We start from the raw sequence: 23,885 nt of genomic DNA, 5'->3' as shown, positions 1-23,885 counted from the left end.
AAGATAAAAATGAAATATTTTCACAACGACATCGAAGCCAAATGGCGTAGCTACTGGGCAGATAATAAAACATTTGCTGCTTCTAATAATTCAGATAAGCCTAAATATTTTGTATTAGACATGTTTCCTTATCCATCTGGAGCTGGATTACATGTGGGGCATCCGCTGGGATATATCGCATCAGACATCGTAGCGCGTTACAAACGCCACCAAGGATTCAATGTACTCCATCCACAAGGTTACGATTCGTTTGGTTTACCAGCAGAGCAATATGCTATTCAAACAGGACAACATCCTGAAAAAACAACTCGCGAAAACATTACACGTTACCGCGAACAGTTAGACAAAATAGGCTTTTCATTTGATTGGGATCGTGAAGTTCGTACTTCAAATCCTGATTATTACAAATATACGCAATGGATTTTTATCCAATTATTCAACTCGTGGTACAATATTACTAGTGATAAAGCAGAAGATATTAGTACTCTGATTGCAATCTTTGAAAATGAAGGTAATGCAAATGTAGCTGCTGTTTGCGATGATGCTATTACGGTGTTTACGGCTGAGGAATGGAAATCATACACCAGCGAAGAACAGCAAAAAATCTTATTACAATATCGATTAACCTATTTGGCAGAAACTGAAGTAAACTGGTGTCCCGCTTTAGGAACGGTCTTGGCTAATGACGAAATCGTGAACGGTGTTTCAGAACGTGGAGGGCATCCTGTCATTCGTAAAAAAATGACCCAATGGTCTATGCGCATTTCTGCCTATGCCGAAAGATTATTACAAGGTTTAGAAACGATCGATTGGACAGAATCTTTAAAAGAATCACAACGTAACTGGATTGGAAAATCGGTGGGAGCTCACGTTGAATTTAAAATTCACAATTCGCACCCGAGCGACAGCGAACAGGCGAAGCAATTCACAATTCCTGTGTTTACCACTCGTCCTGACACTATTTTCGGAGTTACGTTTATGACGTTGGCACCAGAACACGAATTGGTGGAGCAAATTACCACTTCGGAACAAAAAGCTGCGGTAGAAGCTTATATTGAAGCTACTGCAAAACGTTCAGAAAGAGAGCGTATGGCAGATGTAAAAACGATTTCGGGTGTATTTACTGGTGCGTATGCGGAACATCCATTTACCAAAGAACCAATACCAGTGTGGATAGGTGATTATGTATTGGCTGGTTACGGAACAGGAGCCGTAATGGCAGTTCCTTGTGGTGACGAACGTGATTATGCGTTTGCAAATCATTTCCAAGGAACTTTGGGAATGAATCCTATAAAAAATATTTTCAACCAAGACATTTCAGAGGCAGCTTTTGCTGATAAAGAAGGCTTTGAATTAGTAAATTCAGATTTCTTAAACGGATTGGGTTACAAAGAAGGAACGAAAAAAGTAATTGCTGAGTTAGAGAAAATTGGAGTAGGAAAAGCTAAAGTAAATTACCGTTTACGCGATGCGGTTTTCTCACGTCAACGTTATTGGGGCGAGCCATTTCCAGTATATTATGTAAATGGTTTACCACAAATGATTGATGCTAAGTATTTACCCATTATTCTTCCAGAAGTCGAAAAATATTTACCTACCGAAGATGGACAACCACCATTAGGAAATGCTACAGTTTGGGCTTGGGACAGCGTTCAGTGTTCAGTGGTTAGCAATCAGTTGATTGATAACAAGACCATTTTTCCATTGGAATTAAACACTATGCCAGGATGGGCAGGATCGTCTTGGTACTGGATGCGTTATATGGATGCCCAAAACGAAGATGAATTTGCAAGCCAAGAAGCTTTAAAATATTGGGAAAATGTCGATTTATATATAGGGGGTAGTGAACACGCCACTGGTCACTTGTTGTATTCTCGTTTTTGGAATAAATTTTTAAAAGATAGAGGCTTTGCGCCTACTGAAGAACCATTCAAAAAATTGATTAATCAAGGAATGATTTTAGGGATGAGTGCTTTTGTGTATAGAAGTGAAGATTCTAAGACTTTATATTCTAAAGGATTAATTAAAGATAAAAATGTTCATCCTATTCACGTAGATTTATCTTGTATCAATGATATTACCAATGAGTTAGATATCGAAAAATTTAAAGCACATCCTTTATACAGTGATTATGCTAATGCTGAGTTTATTTTAGAAGATGGTAAGTACATTGTAGGTCGAGAAGTAGAAAAAATGTCGAAGTCGAAATACAATGTAGTCAACCCAGATGATATTTGCAATGAATACGGTGCAGATACCTTGCGTTTATACGAAATGTTCCTAGGTCCGTTAGAACAAGCGAAACCATGGAATACAGCAGGTATTACAGGTGTGTATGGTTTCTTGAAAAAATTATGGCGTTTATATTATGATGATAATGGAAGTATTATTACAGATGATGAGCCAACAATTGATATGTACAAATCATTACATAAAACCATCAAAAAAGTGACCGAGGATATTGAAAGCTTCTCATTCAACACATCGGTATCACAGTTTATGATTTGTGTCAATGAATTGTCACAACAAAAATGCCATCATAGAGCTATTTTAGAACCACTAGCGGTAATCATTTCACCTTACGCACCTCATATTGCAGAGGAATTATGGAGTACTTTAGGTCATAAAGGCTCTATTGCAACTGTAGATTTTCCTCAATTTCAAGCTAATTACTTAGTAGAAAGTACTAAAGAATATCCAGTTTCTTTTAATGGAAAGATGCGTTTTAAAATTGAATTACCTTTGGATTTAACTAAGGAGCAAATTGAAGAAATCATTATGAAAGATGAACGTACCCAAGCACAATTACAAGGGCATACTCCTAAAAATGTGATTATTGTTCCAGGGAAAATCATAAACTTAGTGAGATAAATTCCTTAGTTATTTTTCATTTTTATTAAGTAGAGAGAATAAATACATTGTTTAATTTAAATAGTATAATTTTTCTAGTACAATAATAAAGTATTAAATCTCAAATCCAATTCTTAGCTTTGTATATTTGAAGTGTTTAAAATTGAGATTTGAGATTTTTTTTGTAACATTTATTAGAATTTAAGTCTAATAAATATAAAAATATAAATACAAAAGATTCTACTTATAATTTTTGTATTAGTTTCATTAGTTGCTGATGCTCAAGGTTTTGTTGAAACTATAATTGAAATACCAATTAAGAAAGGGAAATTGATAGGTACTTTATGTTTACCAGATCAAAAGAAAAAATATCCTGTTGCTTTACTTATCTAAGGATCCGGTCCAACAGATAGGGAGGGTAATAATCCAATGATGAAAAATAATTCATTGAAATTTTTAGCACAAGAACTTGGAAAACGAGGAATTGCTTCTATTCGCAAAAGAGGAGTTGCTGTAAGTTTCATGATAGAAATAAAAGAAGATGAATTATTATTCGAAGATTTTATTTCAGATGCACAACAATGGGTTGAATTACTTAGGAAAGATAAGTGTTTTAATAGGGTAATAGTTATTGGTCATAGTGAAGGTTCTCTGATAGGAATGAATTTGTTAAATATAGATGAGTTCATTTCTCTTGCTGGTGCTGGACAATCAGCTGATTTAATGTTGAAAGAACAATTAAGTTCACAACCAATAATAGTTAAAGAAATGTGTTTCCCTATTATAGAAAAATTAAAAAACGGAGAACAAGTAGATAATGTAAATCCAATGTTAAAGACATTATTTAGAAAAAGTATCCAGCCTTATATGATTTCTTGGTTTAAATACAATCCACAAGAAGATATTAGAAAATTAAATATTCCTATTCTCATTCTTCAAGGAACTACGGATATTCAGATATCTGTAAAAGATGCAGATTTGTTGTCAGACTCTTATAAAACTTCAAAAAATGGAGTTATTGAAGGAATGAATCACGTTCTGAAAAAAGTAGGTTTAAATAAAGAAGAAAATATTGCTACTTACAATAATCCAGATTTACCCATTTCAGATGAGTTAGTTAATGTAATAATACACTTTCTTTTAGTAAAATAACTTTGGAAATATAAAATTTAGAGGTATCTTAATGTCTACTAAATAAACAGTAAATTGATAGATAAATTAATAATAAAGCCATTTTTTTTTAAAGATGATGGGATAATTTAAAAAGTTATTTCTTTGTTAACTGTAAAATAACCCAATTAATTAGTTTTGATATTGAATGTCAAATTGTCATTTTTAAGAATTGGTTTGAAATTTGTAGTTTTATTTAATTAAAATAAAGAAATTATTATGATAGGATATTATATTTTAATGGGAGGTATTGCTTTAGTAAGCTGGTTAGTAAGTAATCGTTTGCAAAGTAAATTTGATCATTATTCAAAAATACATTTACGAAACGGTATGAGTGGAGCTGAAATTGCTCAGAAAATGCTACAGGATCATGGAATATATGATGTAGAAGTAATCTCAACTCCAGGTCGATTAACGGATCATTACAACCCTGCTGATAAAACAGTTAATCTTTCAGAAGCTGTTTACAATCAGCGTAATGCGGCGGCGGCGGCGGTAGCAGCACACGAGGTAGGTCATGCAGTACAACACGCGCAAGCTTATAAATGGTTAACCATGCGTTCTAAGTTAGTTCCAATTCTTAACGTGTCATCTTCATTATCACAATGGTTGGTTATGGGGGGACTTATTTTAGGAATTGCTTCAAAAGGCTTATCTATTGGTTATGTAGTTGCTGTAATAGGTTTAGTACTGATGGCATTAGCAACAGCATTTTCTTTGATTACCTTACCTGTAGAATATGACGCAAGTAATCGAGCGTTGGCATGGTTGAAAAATAAAAATATGTTAGGTCAAGAAGAGTATGCTGGGGCAGAAGATGCCTTAAAATGGGCTGCTAGGACTTATTTAGTAGCAGCTATTGGTGCTGTCGCGTCTATGATTTATTGGGCGATGCAAGTCTTTGGCAGAAGAGATTAAATTTTAATAATATTGTACGTGCCTATAATGTCTTACAAGTGATTCATTTAAAATTACTTGTAAGACATTTTTTATATAGTACTTATAATTGAATTTGTCGTTCTATCTGTTGGTCTAATGAAATAAAAGTTTCTGTTCTAGAAACTCCTTCTATAGATTGAATTTTGCCATTTAATAGCTGCATTAAATGCTCATTATCACGACAAATCATTTTTATTAAAATACTCCAATTACCTGTTGTGTAATGACACTCTAATACTTCTGGTATTTTACGTAATTCTTTAACCGCTTCTGAATTTCGGGCAGCGCGATCAAGGTATATTCCCACAAAAGCCATAGTGCTATATCCTAAAACTTTTGTATTCACAATAAATTTAGAGCCTGAAATAACTTTTGCCTCCTCTAATTTCCGTAATCGTTGATGAATAGCTGCTCCTGAAATTCCTATTTTATTAGCAATTTGTAAAATAGGTTTACGAGCATCTTCCATTAAATAACGCAAGATTTCTTTATCTATACCGTCAATTTCAATCTGTAAGTGATTTATTCGCATTGGTTTAAAATTGAAATTTAAAATTAGTTTATTTTTAAATAAAATAAAAAAATATAGTTAAAATCATTCAGTTTTAAATGATAATTTATAAAAAAAATCACCCATTAAATAATGAGTGATTTTGAAATAAGTAGGTAGGTAGATTAATTATAACCTTTATATGGAACCGCTATTTCATTAAAAATAACACCATATTCCTCTAATTCTTTTAATATTGGAGTATAAACTTCTTTTTTAATAGGTAATTGTACTCCTGGTGTAGTAATATTGCCATTTAAGATTTGTAATGTTGCCATGGCTACAGGTAACCCTACTGTTTTTGCCATAGCAGTATAGGTTTGATCATCACCTATACAAACCATAGTAGCATCTATTTGTTTTCGTTCGCCATTTAATTCATAACCAAATTTATGATACATAACAATCATATCTTTATCATCGGGTTGTAGTGTCCAAGAATCTGTTAAGATTTTTTCTAAAGCTTGTGCTGGTGTAGCATTTTTAATGCCAAGTATTTTTTGATTACTAAATAAGTCTAATTCTACTAATTTATCCCACATTACATCATCTTGATCTATTTTTAATTGATGACGTAGTTTTATTTCAACTGAATCACTAGCATGATAAGGTAAAAATAAGTTTACAAATTCACGGTAACTCATATTATGAGAATCATCAATTATGTATGTGTCGTCTGTCATACCTAGTTGAACAAACATATCCCACGCTTTAGAATAGCCTACTCTGCGTATGGTTCCTCTATAAAGTGTTAAAGCATCATCTAAATTGTAAACACTTCTGTATTTTAAAGAATCACGATTAGCATATCCTTCAAAACGTCCGAATCCTTCAATTTCTAAGAATTCTGTTCTACGGAATAATTTATTGTAAGGGATGTATTTGTAAGTTCCTTCCTGAATAAATTTAGCAGCACCTCCTTGACCTGCTAATATCACATTTCTAGGAGCCCAAGTAAATTTGTAATTCCAAAGATTATTATCACTTTCTGGAGCTACTAATCCTCCACAAAATGATTCAAAAAGGATTATTTTACCTCCTTGATCGCGGATTTCATCCAATACTTTCATAGCACTCATATGATCTATACCTGGATCTAAGCCTACTTCGTTCATGAAAATTAAGCCATTTTCTTTCGCTTGATCATCTAAAGCTTGCATTGCATCGCTAATATATGAAGCGGTAACCATATGTTTTTTATACAATATACAATCTTTTGCTACTTCAATGTGCATATGAGCGGGAAGCATTGAAATTACTATGTCTGCTTTTTTAATTTCGGTTTGTCGTTGATCTGCATTATGAATATCTAAAGCAATAGGGGTAGCGTTTTTATGTCCTAATGTTTTACGTTGTGCTAATTCTAACGATAAATCACCTATAGTAAGATGTAAATTTTCACTTTCAGATTTTTCTAAAAGATATTTTATTAAAGAAGAAGCAGAACGACCTGCTCCAATGATTAGTACATTTCTCATTTTTGGTGTGATAAAAATAACACAAATGTAATCAAATGTTATTTTTTGAAAAACGAAATACACAAAATATATCGTTTTTTTCACTAATACTGTATTAAATTTGGAAAAAAATTAATATAATGGATAAGAAAATTCTATTAACGGCTTTGTTTTTTGGTGCAGTTTCAATTATTCTAGGAGCTTTTGGTGCACATGCCCTTAAAAAAGTTTTGAACTTAGATCAGTTGGCTTCTTTTGAAGTCGGGGTGCGTTATATGATGTACCATGCTTTGTTTTTATTGTTTTTAGGTACAACAAGTATTTTTTTACCAGAACAAAAGAATATGATTTTTAATTTGGTGGCATCAGGAACTTTGTTTTTCTCAGTGTCAATTTTTTTACTTTCAACCCAGTCTCTTACAGGTTTAAATTTAAAATTTTTAGGTCCAATTACACCTGTAGGAGGAGTATTGTTAATATCTGCTTGGATTATGGCTTTTTGTTACATTTTCACAAAAAAAAACTAAACTGTGAGTCTATTTAAATAATATTTATACTTTTGTCGTTAAAATTGAACACACACATCATAATTTTATGGAAGCATACACACCACCAACGAAAACGATTTCGTTAGAAAAATACGGAATTAGTGACGTTAAAGAAATTGTATATAATCCTACATACGAATTATTGTATCAGGAAGAATTAAGCCCTGAATTAGAAGGTTACGAAAGAGGGCAGTTAACTGAATTGGGGGCAGTTAATGTAATGACAGGTGAGTTTACTGGTCGTTCTCCTAAAGATAAATATATTGTTAAAGATGCAGTAACAGAAGACACAATTTGGTGGACTTCTGAAAAAGCTGTAAACGATAACAAGCCTATTAGCACAGACACTTGGAATGCTCTAAAGCAAAATACAGTTGAACAATTATCTGGGAAAAGACTTTTTGTAGTAGACACTTTTTGTGGTGCTAATGAAAATACAAGATTAAAAGTTCGTTTTATTGTAGAAGTAGCTTGGCAAGCACATTTTGTAAAAAATATGTTTATCCGTCCAACAGAGGAAGAATTAGCTAATTATGGTGAACCTGACTTTGTAGTAATGAACGCATCAAAACGTGGTTTTGCAGATTACAAAACACATGGTTTAAATTCTGAAGTTTATATTGCTTTTAACTTGACAGAAAAAATCCAGTTAATTGGAGGTACTTGGTATGGTGGAGAAATGAAAAAAGGTCTATTCTCGATGATGAATTACTATTTACCATTACAAGGGATGGCTTCTATGCACTGTTCAGCAAATAAAGGAAAAGATGGCGATGTTGCTGTGTTTTTTGGTTTGTCAGGAACAGGAAAGACAACTTTATCTACAGATCCTAAACGTGAATTAATAGGAGACGATGAACACGGATGGGATAATGACGGTGTATTTAACTTTGAAGGAGGTTGCTATGCGAAAACAATCGACTTAAGTAAAGAAAATGAGCCAGATATCTATGGAGCTATTAAGCGTGATGCTTTGTTAGAAAACGTAACGGTTGATGTAGACGGTAAAATTGATTTTAAAGATGGTTCTGTTACACAAAATACACGTGTTTCATATCCTATTTATCATATTAACAATATAGTAACGCCGGTTTCAAAAGCAGGTCATGCTACTAAAGTAATCTTCTTAACAGCAGATGCTTTTGGTGTAATGCCTCCTGTTTCTAAGTTAACTCCAGAGCAAACAAAATATTATTTCTTATCAGGATTTACCGCTAAGTTAGCAGGTACTGAAAGAGGTGTAACGCAACCAGAACCAACTTTTTCAGCTTGCTTCGGTAAGGCTTTCTTATCACTTCATCCTACTAAATATGGGGAAGAATTAGTTAAGAAAATGGAGCAACATAATGCTAAGGCATATATGGTAAATACAGGGTGGAATGGTACAGGTAAACGTATTTCTATTAAGGATACCCGTGCTATTATTGATGCTATTTTAGATGGATCAATAGAAAATGCAGAGACAGCTATGGTTCCTGTTTTTAATTTTAATATACCAACTTCTCTACCTAATGTAGATACTGCTATTTTGGATCCAAGAAATACTTATGTTGATGCGTCTGAATGGACTACAAAAGCAGAAGATCTTGCAGGAAGATTTATTAAAAACTTCGTTCAATATACAGATAATGAAGAAGGAGAACGTTTAGTACAAGCAGGTCCTCAATTATAATATATAAGGAGTTCTAAATATTATAAAAAAGGCTTTCCAATTGGAAAGCCTTTTTGTTTAAACTAATGATTTTTAGAATATTCTTGAATGATTTCTTCAAAAACAAGTAATAAATCTTGATACTTGTCAAATGTAACTAACTTGTTGCGATATTCCTTAAAATGAGGAATGCCTTTAAAATAGTTTGTGTAATGTCTACGCATTTCCACAATACCTACTCGTTCACCTTTCCATTCAATAGACCAAGTTAAGTGGTTTTTTGCTGCTTCTACTCGATCTATAATATTGGGTAAGGCTAGATTTTTACCAGTAGCAAAAAAATGTTTTATTTCATTAAAAATCCACGGATATCCTATGGCAGCACGTCCTATCATAATGCCATCCAATCCATAAGTGTTTTTGTATTCTAATGCTTTTTCTGCTGAGTCAATATCACCATTTCCAAAGATAGGGATCTTTATGCGAGGGTTATTTTTTACTCGAGCAATATGAGACCAATCAGAATGACCTTTATACATTTGGGCTCGAGTGCGACCATGAATTGTTAAGGCTTGAATACCTACATCTTGTAATCGTTCAGCTACTTCATCAATATTAATAGAGGAATCATCCCATCCTAATCGTGTTTTTACAGTTACTGGTAGATGAGTACTATTAACCACTGCTTTAGTTAAACGTACCATTAGTTCAACATCTTTTAACACGCCAGCTCCAGCTCCTTTGCATACTACTTTTTTTACAGGGCAACCAAAGTTGATATCTAGTAAATCAGGTTGGACAGTTTCAACTATCCTTGCGCTCATAGCCATAGCTTCCTCGTCTCCACCAAAAATTTGAATTCCCACAGGACGTTCGTAATCAAAAATATCCAATTTTTGACGGCTTTTAATAGCGTCTCGAATCAATCCTTCACTTGAAATGAATTCAGAATACATTAAATCAGCTCCGTGCATTTTGCATAAACGTCGAAATGGAGGATCACTTACATCTTCCATAGGAGCTAATAATAAAGGAAAGTCGGGTAATTCTATGTTGCCTATCTTAACCATTTTCTCTATTTTGGGACAAAATTACAATAAGATTTTAGAAATCAGATTTTAGAAATCAGATTTTTCGAACTTCTCGAATCAACATTCACTCATCGGCATTCTCCAATCAAAAACTTTAAACTATATTTGCACTTTAGAGAAATCTCTGTTTTAGTAAAATAAGAAGATGAAGAAAATTAGAAATTTTTGCATTATTGCTCATATTGACCATGGTAAAAGTACCTTGGCCGACCGTTTATTAGATGCAACACAAACTGTAACGGCTCGTGAAGCTCAAGCACAGTTGCTTGACAATATGGATTTAGAGCGTGAGCGTGGTATCACTATTAAGAGTCATGCTATTCAGATGGAATATAATTACAAAGGAGAACAATATATTTTAAATCTTATTGATACTCCTGGGCACGTAGATTTTTCTTATGAAGTATCACGTTCTATCGCAGCGTGTGAAGGAGCCTTGTTAATTGTCGATGCTGCACAAAGTATACAAGCTCAAACTATTTCTAATTTATATCTTGCATTAGAGAATGATTTAGAAATTATTCCAGTATTAAATAAAGTTGATTTACCAAGTGCTAATCCAGAAGAAGTAAGTGACGATATAGTAGAATTACTAGGTTGTAAATTAGAGGATATTATCCATGCTTCTGGAAAGACAGGATTTGGTGTAGATAAAATTTTAGAAGCTATTGTAGAACGTATTCCTGCACCAAAAGGAAATCCAGAAGAACCTTTACAGGCGTTAATCTTTGACTCAGTATATAATCCGTTTAGAGGTATTGAAGTAATTTTTCGAGTAAAAAACGGTGAAATTAAAAAGGACAAAAGATTAAATTCATGGCAACAGGTAATGAGTACTTTGCTGATGAAATTGGTACTTTAAAATTAAATCAAGTTCCTAAAAATGTTGTCTCAACAGGAGACGTAGGTTACTTAATTTCTGGTATAAAGGAAGCTAAAGAGGTTAAAGTAGGTGATACAATTACAGATGCTAAGATTCCTACTACGAATATGATTCATGGTTTTGAAGATGTAAAACCTATGGTTTTTGCTGGAATTTATCCAGTGGATACAGAAGATTATGAAGAGTTACGTGCTTCAATGGAAAAATTACAATTAAATGATGCTTCATTAGTATTTTCTCCAGAAAGTTCAGCTGCTTTAGGTTTTGGTTTCCGTTGTGGATTCTTGGGAATGCTACACATGGAAATTATTCAAGAACGTTTGGAGCGTGAATTTAATATGACTGTAATTACTACTGTACCCAACGTGTCATATTTAGCTTATACAAAAAAGGATCCTGAAACTCCTTTTATTGTAAATAATCCATCTGATTTACCTGAACCATCTAAATTAGATAGAGTAGAAGAACCATTTATAAAAGCAACTATTATTACTAAATCCGATTTCGTGGGTAATGTAATGAGTTTGTGTATTGAAAAAAGAGGTCAGATAACAAATCAAACTTATTTAACTCCAGAACGTGTTGAATTAAATTTTGATATGCCATTAGCTGAAATTGTTTTTGACTTCTATGATCGCTTAAAAACAGTTTCTAAAGGTTATGCTTCTTTTGATTATCATCCAATCGGAATGCGTACTTCAAAATTAGTTCGTTTAGATGTATTATTAAATGCACAAAACGTAGATGCTTTATCAGCTTTAATTCATGAGGATAATGCGTATCACATTGGTAAAAAAATGTGTGAAAAATTAAGAGAGTTAATACCTCGTCAGCAATTTGAAATCCCTATTCAAGCTGCCATTGGTGCTAAAATTATAGCACGTGAAACAATTAAAGCTTTACGTAAAGATGTTACTGCAAAATGTTATGGAGGGGATATTTCACGTAAGCGTAAATTACTTGAAAAACAAAAACAGGGTAAAAAACGCATGCGTCAAGTAGGGAATGTAGAAATTCCACAGTCAGCATTCATGGCAGTTTTAAAACTGAATGATTAACAAAGATAGATATATCATAGTATAGAGACTATCCTAAAATACATCGCCCCCAAAAGAGTTAGATACTATTTTGGGGGTATTTTTATGGGAAGAAAAGTTAAATACGATTATATATTTAAATTAGAGAATCTAGAATTAATTATAGTTAAGTATTACTCCCAATAGTATATTTTTAAACTAAAGGTTTTAAGTGCAATAAAAAAAGGTGTCTCTTTCTTCATGATATACCTTTTTAAAATTTAATATTTCTTATGGTTCAGTAGTTGTTAAGTGGTAGTTAGAATTTACTGATTTTCAAGTTGAGAGTATACCCTTTAAGCTTAAATGAAGCTTAAAATCGATGAGTAGTTATAAGCGTAAAAAGCGTAAATATGATAACTATTAATAAGAGAAGAATAATTTATTTTAGAAAATGAAGCTCCGCTATGAACTTGAATATTAAAAAAGTCACAAGCTTTGATTTAAGCGCAAGATGAATTTAAAAGGCTTAAGTAATAAGTGCAATTGTTGAAAATTTCTTTAGGATATTTAAATTTAATCTTTTTATATAAAAAGGATAGCAATATTGAGTAATTAAAAAGGGAATATAATCTATAAATACTAGAACAATTATAAAGATTCAAGTCTAATTTAAAAGGAATGAGCCCGATACAATATCGAGCTCATTATTATCAAAATTAAGTTTAAATTTGTCTAAACTTTTGGATAGTCTATTCGGATAGCCTCTTTTTTATTAATAAAGAAATTTTATTCGATATTAAGTTTACTATTTTTCTTGCCATACATAAAATAAATAATGATACCTAATGCCATCCAAATAACTAAACGCATCCAGCTTTCAAGAGGCAATGAATACATTAAATAAAGACAAACTAATATACCTGCTATTGGAACAAAAGGTACTAAAGGAGTTTTAAATGCTCTTGGAATTTCAGGCATCTTTTTACGCATTACTAATACACCTATGCAAACTAAAACGAATGCTAGTAACGTTCCTATGCTTACCATATGTCCTAAGTCAGATACAGGTACGAATCCAGCAAAAATACTAACAAAGATTAAGAAGAAAATATTTGTTTTCCATGGAGTTCTATATTTAGGGTGTATAGTACCGAAAAATTTTGGTAATAAACCATCGTTACTCATTGTGTAAAACACACGACTTTGTCCCATTAGCATAACTAACATTACTGAAGTATAGCCTGCTAATACAGCAACTATTAAGCCTGTTTGTAGGAAAGTATAAGGGGTTTTTGAAAAAGCAGTTGCAGCTGGTTTTGCATCTCCAGCAAATTCATAATATGGTACTAAACCAGTCATTACGTGTGCAAAAAGCACGTATAATATAGTGCAAACAATTAAAGATCCTAATATACCTATTGGCATTCCTTTTTGTGGATTTTTTGCTTCTTGTGCTGCTGTAGATACAGCGTCAAAACCTATAAAAGCAAAAAATACAGTTGCAGCACCAGCAGCAATACCTGACCATCCAAATTGTCCTTTAACGCCTGTGTTTTCTGGTATGTAAGGGGTGTAATTGGCAGGATTGATATAATTCCAGCCTAATACGATAAAAAGTATTACAACTGTAACTTTTAGAATAACTAAAAAATTATTTAGGTTAGCAGATTCTTTAGTACCTCTTATTAGTAGTAATGAAAGTATTGAGACAATAAAAACGGCAGGTAAATTAATAATTCCTCCTTCTATGATGGTACCATCACTTAATTTTAATGTTTCCCAAGGTGAACATATTAAATTATGAGGTAAATGAATTCCAAATTTATTTAATAACTCTAGGAAATATCTTGACCAACTTACTCCTACTGTTGCAGCACCCAAAGCGTATTCTAATACTAAATCCCAGCCAATAATCCAAGCCATGAATTCGCCCATAGTTGCATAAGAGTATGTATATGCACTTCCTGCAACTGGAATCATAGAAGCAAACTCTGCATAACACAATCCCGCAAAAGCACAACCAATTGCGGCTAAAACAAATGATAGAGTTACAGCTGGACCGGCATTTTCAGCAGCAGCAATACCTGTTAACGAAAATAATCCTGCTCCAATAATTGCTCCAATTCCTAAAGCAACTAAGGCTCCTGAAGATAGAGTTCTTTTTAGACCTTTTTCTGAATCAGAAGCTTCAGCTAATAAAATATCAATAGATTTTTTTTCCAAATAGACATAAAATTTAAAAGTTTGGTTTATATCGTTTCAAAAATAGCTTTTTTAGAAATAATAAACCAATAAAAATAAATTTTATAGAAATCTTTAACAAAAAAATTAAAAATAAAAGCCTACGCTGAAAAAAGTATAATGTCTAGTAGTTTCAGGAGACCATGAGTGTTTTACTTCAATTGGACCAATAAGCGTTTCTAATCCATATCCTATAGCATATCCAGTATAGTCAGGTTTTGTAAACCATTCACCATTGTCAAATATTTTTTTACCAATATTTGAAAAGTTGGCAGTAAAGTTAAGATGGTGTTTTTTGTAAAAAATATAATCACAACTAAGGCTCCCTTTTACATAGCTATCTCCACTCTTTGATAAGAAATCATATCCTAAAAATGGTTTAAAGTTTCCAAAGTGATGAAATCCGTAACCTCCTAATATAAAATCATTAATACTATTAAGTTTTTTGCCAATTGTAAATCCTCCTTCTGATTGAATTTTTATAGAAAAATGATTCCAAAAAGTTTTTACATATGCCATATCCGCCATGAATAATGAAGCTTTTTCAAAATCGTTTGAATAATTTGATGAATGAAAAATGCTGTTAATATCCCCAAAAAAGTACCAGCCTGATTTAGGAAAATATTTATTATCGAATGAATCGTATCTCATAAAACCAATAGCACTTAAATAGTGACTTTTATCTAACTGAGGTGGTAGATTACCTGTTGTGTTTGAGGTTATATTGATGTATTTATGTTCTACTCCGGCACCAATTAAAAATTTTTGAGCAAAAATCGTTTGTAAATATGCTTTGTTTGATAGTGATTTGTAATTAATTTCAATCAAATTTTTGTCTATATGATTCATTAATCTATTTCCTTTGAAATCTACTTCACTGTTTCTGGAAAATTGATCATAGTTTGATTTAAAGCCAAAACTCCAACGATATCCATTGTCAATGTAATAATCAAGGTTAAAACGAGTATTATCACCTAATATTAAATCTAAAGAGCCTACATCATTTTTAAATATTAAATTCTTTTGTGTGATATTAAATAGTATGCCTGATTTAAAAATATTATCATAATGTAAACCTAGTTTAAGATAGGTTTTAATAGGATTATCAACGACATTAATAATTAAATCATCTTTATCATTATTTTTTATAAATTGGTATGTAATAGAGTTGAAATTTTGTGTAGCATTTAGGTTGTTTAATCCTGAATGTAATTGATTATAGCTAATCTTACTTTCAGGAAGAAATCGTAATTTTCCTAAAAAATAACTTCTTGTGTAATTTTTAGAGCCTTCAATACCTATACCGTTTATATTAAGTATTTCTTCATTTTTATTATTAGAAGTATTGGAGGTGTTATTACTAAGTGATTTTAATTTTTCCCAATAAGGTTGACAAGCATCTACACCAGTTTGTATAATTTCTTTGCCTTCTTCAAAAGAAATAACGGAATAGGGGTTGATGTTAGGTTTGATATATATATCAATTAATTGTTTTTTCTTTTCAATATTTTGTAACGTACTAAAATTTGATATTTGAGATAGTATACCTGTTGCTCCACTAATATTATCAATGTCTTTTAAGTTGTCTTGTACATCTATTGCTATAATAATATCAGCTCCCATTTTTTTAACCTCTTCAACTGGGAAATTATTGGTTACCCCTCCATCTATATAAAAACGGTTTTCTATTTGTACAGGAGAGTATAAGGAAGGAAAAGCACCACTTGCAGATAAGCTTAATGGTAAGTTCCCTTTTTTTAAAACAACTTCTTCTCCTGTTTCTAAATCAGTTGCAATACATAAGAAGGGAATCTTTAATGAGCTAAAATTACTGATATGACGGTAGGGGTGAGTAAGTTTACTGATTAAATTAAAATTAAAAAGACCTTTTGACATTCCTTTAGGAACAGATATTTTAAATTTTTGAAAAGGAAGAGTCACTGCATATACCTCATTATTATATTTTTCATAAAAAGTCTGATTGTCCCTAGGTATTCTATCGCGTAAAATAGCATCAGGATCAGTATCACTAAAGATAGAATCAAGTTCGTGTGCTGTATAACCGCAAGCATATAATCCGCCTATAATAGCACCCATACTTGTACCTCCTATATAATCTATCTTAATTCCTGCTCGTTCAATTTCTTTTAATGCTCCAATATGCGCTAAGCCTTTAGCTCCACCACCACTTAAAACAAGGCCTATTTTTAGTTTCTTATTCGTTTCTTGTGCATTAAGAGTTGTATTGAAAAATATAATATAAATTATATACCATATACTAAAAGAGAATACGGTTGTTAAGCAACTAGTAGATTTTAGGCTAAACATATAGCTATTTTTTTGTATAAAATTCGTGAATTTTTTTTGCTTTTGAAAGACCTATAATATCAGAAATTTCTTTTTCCGTTGCTTCTTTAATTCTTTTTACACTTTTAAAATGTTTCAAAAGAGTTTCTCTTGTTTTTTCGCCTATTCCAGGAATTAGTTCTAATTCTGATTGTATTGCATTTTTACTACGTTTATCCCTATGAAAGGTAATGCCAAATCGGTGTGCTTCATTCCGTAAGTGCTGGATTGTTTTTAATGTTTCTGATTTTTTATCTAGATATAACGGAATTGAATCACCTGGATAAAAAATTTCTTCTAATTTTTTTGCAATACCTATTATTGCTATTTTACCTCTAAGACCTAAATCATCTAAACTTTTTAACGCAGAAGATAATTGACCTTTTCCCCCATCAATTACAATTAGTTGAGGTAAAGGTTCTTGTTCTTCTAGTAGTCTTTTATATCTTCTGTAAACAACTTCTTCCATAGAAGCAAAATCATTAGGACCTTCTACTGTTTTAATATTAAAATGACGATAATCTTTTTGCTAGGTTTTCCATTTTTAAATACTACACAAGCTGAAACAGGGTTTGTGCCTTGTATGTTAGAATTATCAAAACATTCTATATGACGAGGTTCTACACTTAAACGCAAGTCTTTCTGCATCTGAGCCATTAACCTATTAGTGTGTCTTTCTGGATCTACGATTTTAATTTGTTTTAATTGATCTAAGCGGTAATATTTAGCGTTACGTTCTGAAAGATCTAAAATTTGTTTTTTATCTCCTAATTTAGGAACTGTTACGGTAATTTTATCTCCTAAATTTATTTCAAATGGAGCAATAATTTCTTTCGCATTTAAATGAAAACGTTCGCGTAATTCAATGATGCCAAGTTCTAAAAGAGCTGAATCTGTTTCCTCTAATTTTTTCTTAATTTCCATAGTGTGAGATCTGACAATTGCACCATGTGATATTTGTAAAAAATTAATATAAGCCATTGTTTCATCAGAAATAATAGAAAAAACGTCTAAATGGGTAATTTTAGGATTTAAAATTGTTGACTTAGCTTGGTAGTTTTCTAGTACTTCTATTTTTTCCTTTACTTTTTGAGCTTCTTCGAACTCTAAATTCATAGCTAATTCTTGCATCATTTTTTTGAAGTCACGCAAAGAATCTTTAAAATTTCCCTTTAAAATTTCTCTAATGGCATCTATTTGCTGATGATAATGTGCTTGTGTTTCATATTCTTCACAAGGTCCTTTACAATTTCCTATATGATATTCAAGACAAACCTTAAACTTACCTGATCTGATATTTGATTGACTTAAATCATAAGTGCAAGTTCGTAATGGGTAGAGTTCTTTAATTAGTTCTAAAATAGTATTAACTGTCTTAAAACTTGTATACGGACCAAAATATTCAGATCCGTCTTTAATCATCCTTCTAGTAGGAAATATTCTTGGAAAAGCTTCATTTTTTATACAAATCCAAGGATATGTTTTGTCATCTTTTAAGTTAATATTATAACGAGGTTGTAGTTTTTTTATTAAATTATTCTCTAGTAATAAAGCATCTGTTTCTGTTGGAACTACTATGTGTTTTATTTCTGCAATTTTTTTACTAAAACATTAATTCTTGCAGTATCGTGTGTTTTAGTAAAATAAGAAGAAACGCGTTTTTTTAAATTTTTTGCTTTTCCTACATATAAAATCTTTCCTTCTTTATCAAAATATTGATAGACACCTGGTTGATCAGGTAAAGTTTGAATCTGAAGTTCAAGTGAAGAGTGCATGACTATTTATTTGTTTCAAATTTAAAAATTGTTTGGGATAAAGCTAAAACTAACATAAATCATTTTTATCTATTATTCTCATATTGATTTTAAATGACTTAAAAAAAGCAAATGATTATTTAGAAAAAGAAAACATAGGAAGAGAAACAAGATCATATAGAAAAAGCTCTAGAACAAAATGTAGATTTACGGTATCCTGCATCAAAACTAGATAATAAAGTTTTTTACAGTGAAGCCCTTTTTTAAAAGATACCCCTACACTGCAAGTTTATATTGCAACCCTGATAATATAGGTTGTCTTACTTTAAGAACATCAGAAAAGCGTTTAGTGAAACATAGTAATTAAAAGAAGTTTTAAAAGTATTAGCAGAAGATTTATTTAAGGTTCCATTAATGAGTATGATAGATATATAGCTACAGGAGGTGCTGAAGCTAATATTCAAGCTCTTTGAATGTGTAGGAATTATTTTATGAATAAAAAGGAGCTTCTCTTGTGTAGGACTGACTTGGTTATGTTAACAATTGGATTTACTAAATGTAAAATATTGCAGAGATCCCTTTATGAATACTCAGTTGATAGATGAAAGGTTAGTGAGAAAATAAGATTTAATATCATATGAAAATGATGAATTTAATCAATGGTACAAAATTGTAATCATGGATCATGTAGAAGTAGATCATTTGAATACATTTGTAATAGAATTTAAAAATAGTATGAATGATAAAATCTGAATTACGTTTAAAATACAAAACATTGCGTAAAGCACTTACTTTTGATGAAATTATGAATGATAGTTTAAATATAGCTAATCATTGTTTAGATCTGCCCATTTGGGAAAAAACCTATTTTCATCTTTTTTTTACCCATTGAAAAACAAAAAGAAATTAATACTGAATTCATTCTTCAGATTTTATCAGGTCGAGATAAAGAAGTAATTGTCTCTAAAACTGATTTTGAAACAAGAGAAATGACACATTATCTTTTGACTGATAATACACAGTTTCAAGTAAATGATTATGGTATTCCTGAACCAGTAGATGGTATAGAAGTGCCTGTTTCTAAATTAAATGTAGTTTTTGTTCCGCTATTAGCTTACGATAAAAAAGGTAATCGTGTAGGGTATGGAAAAGGGTTTTATGATCAATTTTTAGCAAGTTGTAAACCTGATACAGTTAAAATAGGTCTTTCTTATTTTGATCCAGAGGATTTAATATCTGATGTCAGTCCTAATGATATATTATTAGATTACTGTGTGACTCCTTATGGTGTAATACAATTTAAATAAAAAGTCCCAAACGGGACTTTTATTTTTATTTTGCTTCGTTATAACGTCTAGTAACTTCTTCCCAGTTAATTACGTTAAAAAATGCTTCCATATAATCAGGACGACGGTTTTGGTAATTTAAGTAATAAGCATGCTCCCATACATCCATTCCTAAGATTGGAGTACCACCACAACCTATACCAGGCATTAAAGTGTTATCTTGATTAGCGGTAGCACAAACCTCTAATTTACCTTCTTTTACACATAACCAAGCCCAACCTGAACCAAATTGAGTTGCTCCTGCTTTTGTAAAAGCTTCTTTGAAAGCAGCAAAACTTCCAAAAGCTGTATCTATAGCAGCTGCTAATTCCCCTGTTGGTTCTCCACCACCATTTGGAGACATTACAGTCCAGAATAAGTTATGATTGTAAAAACCACCTCCGTTATTACGGATAGCAGCTTTTGTCATATCTAAATTTTTTAGGATTTCTTCTATTGATTTACCTTCTAATTCAGTACCTGCAATTGCTGCGTTTAAATTAGTTGTGTAAGCATTATGGTGTTTTGTATGATGGATTTCCATAGTTCTCGCATCAATATGAGGTTCTAACGCGTCATAAGCATAAGGTAATTGCGGTAATTCAAATGCCATAATATTATTGTTTTAATAATTAATAAATGTGAATTCAAAATTAATCAATTAACTTTGGATAAGGAAATAGTTCTTGATTATTTCTCTATAAATATTTTGTAACTATTTGTTTTTGAGTTGTTTTTCAATTAGGGTAGGCGAAATATTCTTTTAATTTTTTTTTGATGGCTAAACAAAATTCCGCTTTTACCATATACAACGCATCAGCAGGAGCTGGTAAAACCTATACCTTGGTAAAAGAATATTTGAAAATTATTTTATTATCTCCAAAAGAAGATGCTTATCGAAATATTTTAGCGATAACATTTACTAATAAGGCAGTTCATGAAATGAAAAGTAGGATTGTAAATAGCCTTTTTGATTTTACGAATGATCATCCTGCTCCTAAAACGCTTGATTTAATGCAAGATATAGCAATTGATACGAGTTTAAGTTTGAATCAAATCACTACAAAAGCGCAGTCTATTATAAAAAACTTAATTCATAATTATGCTGCTTTTGATATTTCAACAATTGATAAGTTTACTCATAAAGTTATTCGCTCTTTTGCCATTGATTTAAACTTACCTATCACTTTTGAAGTTTCTCTAGATACTGATAATTTACTTCAAGAAGCTGTAGATGCCATAGTAGCACAAGCTGGTGATGATCCAGAAATTACTAAGCTATTAGTTGATTTTACTATGGAAAAAACAGACGATGATAAATCTTGGGATGTATCTAATGAAATTTTTAATACAGGAAAATTAATTACTAACGAGAATAATCGCGAAGAAATAGCCCTGTTAAAAGATAAGTCTATACAAGATTTTGTTATACTTCGTAATCGTTTGCTGGTAGAATGCCAATCTATTTTAGAAAAAACAAAAAAGCAAGCAACCACATTATTAGAATGGATTGAAAATCAAGGAATCGATTTAAAATCTTTTTCGGCTGGACATTTTCCAAAACATTTACAAGGGATAGCTGAAGGAAAATTTAACCCAAATAATAAAACTTATCACGAATTTGATGATATAAAAATTAATAAATCTGCTAAGGATAAATCACTCATAGAAACGTGTATACCTGAACTACTAAAAACTCTAGAAAGTATTTACAATCAATTTCAAAAGAAAGATTTATACGATGCGTTTTTAAAAAATATAACACCCTTATCTTTATTAAACACGGTTAGCAATCAGTTAAAAAATATACAGGAAGATCAACAAATTTTGTCTATTGCAGAATTTAATAAATTGATTAATGAACAAATTCAAAATCAACCCGCACCCTTTATATACGAACGTTTAGGTGAAAAATACAAGCATTTTTTTATTGATGAGTTTCAAGATACTTCGGAAATGCAATGGCAAAACTTGATTCCTTTGATCGATAATGCACTTTCAAGCGAAGATTTACAAGGAGTACGAGGATCTTTACTTTTAGTAGGTGATCCTAAACAATCTATTTATCGTTGGAGAGGAGGAAAAGCAGAACAATTTATTAGTCTTGCTAATCAAACTAATCCTTTTAGTAATAAAGATAAACAAGTTGTAGATTTAGATACGAATTATAGAAGCTGTGAAAATATTATCTATTTTAATAATGCCTTTTTTAAACAGTTATCTTCTAAATTTGAAGAAGCTTCCTATAAGGATTTATATGAAAACAAAAGTTTTCAAAAAACTAAAAATAAACAAGGAGGTTTTGTTTCTATTCATTTCTTACCAAAAGTAAATGAGCTTAATTTAAATGAAGAGGAGGAAATTTCGCAAGATGACTTATATTTAAAAAATACTTGGCAGACTATTTTAGAAATTCAACAAAAAGGATATTCATATAATGAAATCGTTATTTTAGTCAGAAGTAATAGTAAAGGAGTCTTGCTAGCTAACTATTTAACACAACAAGATATACCCGTCATTTCTTCGGAAAGTTTATTATTAGAAACTGCTTCTGAAGTTAAATTTCTATTAAGTATGTTGCGCTATCTTACTAATACAAAAGATCGAGAAGCATTAGCTTCTTCACTGTATTATTTAGCAATAGAATTTAATAGAGTAATACCTACTCATAATTTTATAGCAGAAGGAATAAATAAGCCAGATGAAGAAGCCTTACAAAAATGGCTTTTTGATTTTCAGATTACTATTGATTTTCAAAATATACGTCGAAAATCACTATATGAATTAGTAGAGCATTTAATCTTAAATGGTATCCCTACAGAAAAAAACAATGCTTATGTGCAATATTTTTTAGATATTGTATTAGAAAAGATGTGAAAAATCAGTTTTCAATACCTGATTTTCTTGATTATTGGGAAAAGACAGGGTTTAAGTTAAGTGTTCCTACTTCTGAGGGAGCTAATGCAATTCGTATTATGACTATACATAAATCAAAAGGATTAGAATTTCCTGTAGTTATTTTTCCTTTTGCTGATGAAAATTATAGTCGTAACAAACGTGAAAAAATTTGGTTAGATGCACCAAAAGAAGCTGTTGAGGTTGAAAAATTTTTAATTGATAAATCAAGTAAAGTAGCAAATTACGGTTCTGAAGCATTTGAAGTATATGAACAAAAATTACAAGAAGATTTATTAGACAATATTAATGTTTTATATGTTGCACTAACTCGGCCTGAAGAACAATTGTATATCATATCATCTTGGAAAGAACGTAATAAACAAGGAAATTTACCTAATACTTTGGCTTCTTTTTTTATAGAATATGTAGAATCTCAAAAAGAATTTGATCCAGAAAAGCAAACTTATTCTTTTGGTAATTCCGAACGTATATCGATACCGCATATTGTGAGTAATCCTGTAACAATTATCCCACCTGTAACAACTACAATTAATATAGATGCTATTAAAATTGCACAACGTGAAGCCATGATGTGGGGAAGTAAGCAATTAGAGGCAATAGAATTTGGGAATACATTGCATGAGATTTTATCCTATATAAAAACAAAAAATGATATAGAATTAGCTATTATTAAGGCTGTTGAAAATGGCTTGATTGTAAAGTCGCAAGAAAATGAAATCAGAATAACCTTAGATGAAATAGTAAGTCATCCTGATTTAGCCGTTTTTTTCTCTGAAAATGCGGTAGTATATAACGAAAGAGTAATTCTTAAAAAAGGGGAATCAAATCATATACCAGATCGAATAGTTGTAAATGAAACAAAAGCATACCTATTAGATTATAAAACAGGAACACCTAATCCTAAATATATCCAACAACTTGCAGATTACGAAAAAGCTCTCAGTGAAATGGGCTATCAAATTGAAAAAAAATCATTGGTTTATGTTGGTGAAAAGGTGGAAGTGGTAAATTTGTAAAACTTTAAAAATAGTATCTCAAGTCACTCAAAACTTAAAAACTTGAAATTTAGAACTTAAAAATATGTACGGAAACATTAAACAATTTTTAAAAGAAGAACTAGCATCTATTGAAGCTAATGGATT

Annotated in this window: 12 protein-coding genes and 4 pseudogenes; 9 read left to right on the top strand and 7 right to left on the bottom strand. The window is 31.2% G+C overall.

Annotated elements, in window-relative coordinates:
* The first annotated feature begins 9 nt into the window (after positions 1-9).
* The 3 genes from leuS to JJC03_RS04995 all read left to right on the top strand — a co-directional run bounded on the left by leuS (position 10) and on the right by JJC03_RS04995 (position 4,938).
* On the top strand, positions 10-2,871 hold the full coding sequence (leuS, locus tag JJC03_RS05005) for a leucine--tRNA ligase (protein WP_088397465.1): 2,862 nt from the start codon (positions 10-12) through the stop codon (positions 2,869-2,871).
* A gap of 408 nt (positions 2,872-3,279) precedes the next feature.
* Positions 3,280-4,002 (top strand): alpha/beta hydrolase, encoded by a 723-nt coding sequence (locus JJC03_RS05000; RefSeq protein ID WP_235874124.1) that lies wholly within the window; start codon positions 3,280-3,282, stop codon positions 4,000-4,002.
* A gap of 237 nt (positions 4,003-4,239) precedes the next feature.
* On the top strand, positions 4,240-4,938 hold the full coding sequence (locus tag JJC03_RS04995; protein ID WP_235874123.1) for a zinc metallopeptidase: 699 nt from the start codon (positions 4,240-4,242) through the stop codon (positions 4,936-4,938).
* A gap of 82 nt (positions 4,939-5,020) precedes the next feature.
* Here the strand turns inward: JJC03_RS04995 and JJC03_RS04990 are convergent, their stop codons facing one another.
* Together JJC03_RS04990 and JJC03_RS04985 are read right to left on the bottom strand one after the other, a co-directional pair.
* Positions 5,021-5,491 (bottom strand): Lrp/AsnC family transcriptional regulator, encoded by a 471-nt coding sequence (locus JJC03_RS04990; RefSeq protein WP_088397462.1) that lies wholly within the window; start codon positions 5,489-5,491, stop codon positions 5,021-5,023.
* Between the two features lie 143 nt (positions 5,492-5,634).
* Positions 5,635-6,987, bottom strand: a complete 1,353-nt coding sequence (locus JJC03_RS04985; RefSeq protein ID WP_235874122.1) for a saccharopine dehydrogenase family protein — start codon at positions 6,985-6,987, stop codon at positions 5,635-5,637.
* A gap of 119 nt (positions 6,988-7,106) precedes the next feature.
* Between JJC03_RS04985 and JJC03_RS04980 the strand changes: the two genes are divergently transcribed.
* Together JJC03_RS04980 and pckA are read left to right on the top strand one after the other, a co-directional pair.
* Positions 7,107-7,493 carry a DUF423 domain-containing protein gene (locus tag JJC03_RS04980; RefSeq protein ID WP_103714295.1) on the top strand — a complete coding sequence of 129 codons (387 nt, stop codon included), beginning with the start codon at positions 7,107-7,109 and terminating at the stop codon, positions 7,491-7,493.
* A gap of 67 nt (positions 7,494-7,560) precedes the next feature.
* A complete protein-coding gene (gene pckA, locus JJC03_RS04975; RefSeq protein ID WP_088444247.1) occupies positions 7,561-9,186 on the top strand; it encodes a phosphoenolpyruvate carboxykinase (ATP) in 1,626 nt (541 codons plus the stop codon).
* Positions 9,187-9,248: 62 nt separating this feature from the next.
* Here pckA and dusB read toward each other — a convergent pair whose 3' ends face one another.
* Positions 9,249-10,235: a tRNA dihydrouridine synthase DusB gene (dusB, locus tag JJC03_RS04970; RefSeq protein ID WP_088397458.1), complete on the bottom strand. Its 987-nt coding sequence runs from the start codon at positions 10,233-10,235 to the stop codon at positions 9,249-9,251.
* Between the two features lie 166 nt (positions 10,236-10,401).
* Here dusB and lepA point away from each other — a divergent pair.
* Positions 10,402-12,197 (top strand): annotated as a pseudogene (gene lepA, locus JJC03_RS04965) (translation elongation factor 4).
* 747 nt (positions 12,198-12,944) lie between these two features.
* Here lepA and JJC03_RS04960 read toward each other — a convergent pair.
* The 3 genes and pseudogenes from JJC03_RS04960 to uvrC form a co-directional block, all read right to left on the bottom strand.
* Positions 12,945-14,389: pseudogene (locus tag JJC03_RS04960) on the bottom strand (amino acid permease).
* Between the two features lie 97 nt (positions 14,390-14,486).
* The gene (locus tag JJC03_RS04955) at positions 14,487-16,727 is read right to left on the bottom strand and encodes a patatin-like phospholipase family protein (RefSeq protein ID WP_088444246.1); all 2,241 of its coding nucleotides are present in this window, start codon (positions 16,725-16,727) and stop codon (positions 14,487-14,489) included.
* A 4-nt stretch (positions 16,728-16,731) separates the two neighbouring features.
* Positions 16,732-18,520 (bottom strand): annotated as a pseudogene (gene uvrC, locus JJC03_RS04950) (excinuclease ABC subunit UvrC).
* Between the two features lie 718 nt (positions 18,521-19,238).
* On the opposite strand from uvrC, the pseudogene JJC03_RS04945 reads away from it, so the two are divergent.
* Positions 19,239-19,806 (top strand): annotated as a pseudogene (locus tag JJC03_RS04945) (5-formyltetrahydrofolate cyclo-ligase).
* Positions 19,807-19,831: 25 nt separating this feature from the next.
* Here the strand turns inward: JJC03_RS04945 and JJC03_RS04940 are convergent.
* Positions 19,832-20,437 carry a superoxide dismutase gene (locus JJC03_RS04940; RefSeq protein ID WP_103714291.1) on the bottom strand — a complete coding sequence of 202 codons (606 nt, stop codon included), beginning with the start codon at positions 20,435-20,437 and terminating at the stop codon, positions 19,832-19,834.
* Positions 20,438-20,601: 164 nt separating this feature from the next.
* On the opposite strand from JJC03_RS04940, the gene JJC03_RS04935 reads away from it, so the two are divergent.
* Together JJC03_RS04935 and JJC03_RS18655 are read left to right on the top strand one after the other, a co-directional pair.
* Entirely contained in the window at positions 20,602-22,701 is a 2,100-nt protein-coding gene (locus JJC03_RS04935) for a UvrD-helicase domain-containing protein (protein WP_309597749.1), read from the top strand.
* A complete protein-coding gene (locus JJC03_RS18655; protein WP_309597748.1) occupies positions 22,698-23,759 on the top strand; it encodes a 3'-5' exonuclease in 1,062 nt (353 codons plus the stop codon). Before JJC03_RS04935 ends, JJC03_RS18655 begins: the two co-directional genes overlap by 4 nt.
* Positions 23,760-23,885: the final 126 nt, after the last annotated feature.

The sequence above is a fragment of the Flavobacterium oreochromis genome, assembly GCF_019565455.1.
Taxonomy (GTDB): Bacteria; Bacteroidota; Bacteroidia; order Flavobacteriales; family Flavobacteriaceae; genus Flavobacterium; species Flavobacterium oreochromis.
The sequence above is the reverse complement of the archived record's forward strand: the minus strand, read 5'-3'. Positions and strand labels throughout refer to the sequence as shown.

Coding starts and splice junctions, on each gene's coding strand:
- leuS (WP_088397465.1), top strand. CDS start 10: ATGAAATATTTTCACAACGACATCGAAGCCAAATGGCGTAGCTACTGG.
- JJC03_RS05000 (WP_235874124.1), top strand. CDS start 3,280: ATGATGAAAAATAATTCATTGAAATTTTTAGCACAAGAACTTGGAAAA.
- JJC03_RS04995 (WP_235874123.1), top strand. CDS start 4,240: ATGATAGGATATTATATTTTAATGGGAGGTATTGCTTTAGTAAGCTGG.
- JJC03_RS04990 (WP_088397462.1), bottom strand. CDS start 5,491: ATGCGAATAAATCACTTACAGATTGAAATTGACGGTATAGATAAAGAA.
- JJC03_RS04985 (WP_235874122.1), bottom strand. CDS start 6,987: ATGAGAAATGTACTAATCATTGGAGCAGGTCGTTCTGCTTCTTCTTTA.
- JJC03_RS04980 (WP_103714295.1), top strand. CDS start 7,107: ATGGATAAGAAAATTCTATTAACGGCTTTGTTTTTTGGTGCAGTTTCA.
- pckA (WP_088444247.1), top strand. CDS start 7,561: ATGGAAGCATACACACCACCAACGAAAACGATTTCGTTAGAAAAATAC.
- dusB (WP_088397458.1), bottom strand. CDS start 10,235: ATGGTTAAGATAGGCAACATAGAATTACCCGACTTTCCTTTATTATTA.
- JJC03_RS04955 (WP_088444246.1), bottom strand. CDS start 16,727: ATGTTTAGCCTAAAATCTACTAGTTGCTTAACAACCGTATTCTCTTTT.
- JJC03_RS04940 (WP_103714291.1), bottom strand. CDS start 20,437: ATGGCATTTGAATTACCGCAATTACCTTATGCTTATGACGCGTTAGAA.
- JJC03_RS04935 (WP_309597749.1), top strand. CDS start 20,602: ATGGCTAAACAAAATTCCGCTTTTACCATATACAACGCATCAGCAGGA.